Below are 2238 nucleotides of genomic sequence, written 5' to 3'. Positions count from 1 at the left end.
CTTTCCGGCGAGTCCGACTCTATCAGATCCTTTCGGGCCTGACCCCCAGTCAGCGGGGTTTGCCTTCCCGGCTGTTGGGCCGTTCCGACGTCCCAAACTCTAGCGGCTTTCTTCCCTGACTCATAATCGAGTCAGTCGGTTCGAATTTCGGCATGCCGAAATTGTTCCCGGTGGGAGATCGTGCAGAGTTGGGTTGCCGCATCTGCGGCGAAGTGGCCGCCGCAGAACCGTTACGGCTCCGCGACAACTCGAAGAACCTTACGGATCGGCAGAGGGCCTGTCAACTCTCTTCGACCCTGCGCAGCAGGCGGGTCAGCATCTCGCCGAGGGCTCCGCGCTCCTCGCTGGACAGGTCCTGGAGGAGCTCCTCCTCGAAGACCGTGGCGAGGCGCATCGCCTCCAGCCACTTCTCCCGGCCCGCGTCGGTGAGCTCGATGATCACGCGGACCCGGTTGGTCTCGTCGCGGTCCCGGGTGACCAGTCCCTCGGCGACCATGCGGTCGATGCGATGGGTCATGGCGGCCGGGGTGAGGCAGAGGCTCTTGGCCAGTTCGCCGGGGCCCATCCGGTAGGGGGCGCCGGAGAGGACCAGGCCCTTGAGCACCTCCCACTCGGCGTTGCTGATGCCGAGGGTCGCGGTCTGGCGGCCGTAGGCGACGTTCATCCGGCGGTGGAGCCGCCCGAGGGCCGAGACGACCTGCTCCACCTGGGGGTCCAGGTCTTTGAACTCTCGCTGGTAGGCGGCGATCTGTTCTTCGAGTGTCGGCTCGTTGGGGCTGGGGGTGTCGACCATGCGGCCAGTGTCGCACGGGGCCACTTTGCGTTAAAGACCTCAGATGCTTACTCTTTAGCTCTGAACTTTAGCTTCGAAGTCTTCATTCCTAAGGTAGGTGAACGTGACCAGGGCAAAGGGCGCCGCGATGCGCCGGATCCACGTGGGCAACGCACTCAGTGCGTTCGGTCTCGGCTTTACCGTCCCCTTCCTGTACGTCTACGTGGCGCAGGTGCGGGGTCTCGGTCCTACGACGGCGGGCCTGGTGCTGGCCGCCTTCGCCGTGGCCGCGCTGGTGGTGCTGCCGTTCACCGGTCGCGCCGTCGACCGGCGGGGTCCGCTGCCGGTGCTGCTCGCCGCCCTGGTGACCGCCGCCGTCGGTGCGCTGAGTCTGGGGCTCGCCGCCAGCCCCGAGCTGGTGCTGCTGTCGGCCGCCACGCTGGGTGCGGGGCAGGCCGTGATGCAGCCGGCGCTCGCGACGATGATCGTCGAGTGCTCCACGGCTGAGACCCGGACGCGGGCCTTCGCGATGCAGTTCTTTCTGCAGAACCTGGGTCTGGGTGTCGGTGGGCTGATCGGCGGCCAGATCGTGAAGCGGCAGCGGCCGTGGGACTTCACGCTGCTCTTCGGCATCGAGGCGACGATGTTCCTGGTACTGGTCGTGGTGATGGCGACCGTACGGCTGCCCCGGCAGCCGCGGATCGATGACGCCAAGCCGCAGGCGAAGGGTGGCTGGCAGCGGCTGGTCGGCAATCGGGCGATGGTGCAGCTGTGTGTGCTCGGTTTTGTCCTCTTTTTTGCCTGCTACGGGCAGTTCGAGTCCGGGCTCTCCGCGTACGGCGTGGAGGCGGCCGGGATCTCGCCGTCGACGCTCGGTGTGGCGCTGGCTGCCAACACGGGGGTCATCGTGCTGGCGCAGTTCGTGGTGCTGCGGTTCGTCGAGCGGCGCAGGCGGTCGCGGGTGATCGCCTCGGTGGGGATCCTCTGGGCTGTCGCGTGGCTCGCGGCGGGCTACGCGGGGCTGGGGCACGGGAGCCAGGCGATGGCTACGGCCGCCTTTATCTCCACGTACGCGCTGTTCGGGCTCGGGGAGTCGATGTTGTCCCCGACCGTCGCTCCGCTGGTGGCGGATCTGGCGCCGGACGGGATGGTCGGGCAGTACAACTCCGCGTTCGCGCTGGTGAAGCAGTTGGCGTTGGCGGTGGGGCCTGCGGTGGGTGGGCCCATGGGGGCGTCGCTGCACGGTCCGTACATCGTGACGTTCGTGGTGTTCTCGCTGGGGATCACGGTGCTGGCGCTGCGGCTGGGGCGGCGCCTGTCGCCCGCGCAGGACTGCCCGTACCGGGCGCGGGCGGTTACGCCTGCGGCCTCGGTCCCGGCGAGTGCGGCTGCCGTCTCAGTGACCGGTTAGAGAGTCGTCCCCCACCCCGCCCCTTCCCGTAACTGGGGCTCGCCCCAGACCCCGT

The 2238-nt window shown here is 68.1% G+C and carries 2 protein-coding genes; one reads left to right on the top strand and one right to left on the bottom strand.

The features are described 5' to 3' along the window. Positions 1-280: 280 nt before the first annotated feature. On the bottom strand, positions 281-793 hold the full coding sequence (locus tag U9R90_RS35615) for a MarR family winged helix-turn-helix transcriptional regulator (RefSeq protein ID WP_411061593.1): 513 nt from the start codon (positions 791-793) through the stop codon (positions 281-283). A 127-nt stretch (positions 794-920) separates the two neighbouring features. On the opposite strand from U9R90_RS35615, the gene U9R90_RS35610 reads away from it, so the two are divergent. After that, a complete protein-coding gene (locus tag U9R90_RS35610) occupies positions 921-2183 on the top strand; it encodes an MFS transporter (RefSeq protein WP_411061595.1) in 1263 nt (420 codons plus the stop codon). Positions 2184-2238: the final 55 nt, after the last annotated feature.

Origin of the sequence: Streptomyces sp. E11-3, assembly GCF_046540415.1 — a bacterium.
In the GTDB taxonomy this organism is placed as follows: domain Bacteria; phylum Actinomycetota; class Actinomycetes; order Streptomycetales; family Streptomycetaceae; genus Streptomyces.
This window is presented reverse-complemented; position numbering and strand designations above follow the sequence as displayed.

What these genes read in the sequence shown, in the direction of transcription:
- U9R90_RS35610 (WP_411061595.1), top strand. Translation starts at nt 921, where the DNA reads ATGCGCCGGATCCACGTGGGCAACGCACTCAGTGCGTTCGGTCTCGGC.
- U9R90_RS35615 (WP_411061593.1), bottom strand. Translation starts at nt 793, where the DNA reads ATGGTCGACACCCCCAGCCCCAACGAGCCGACACTCGAAGAACAGATC.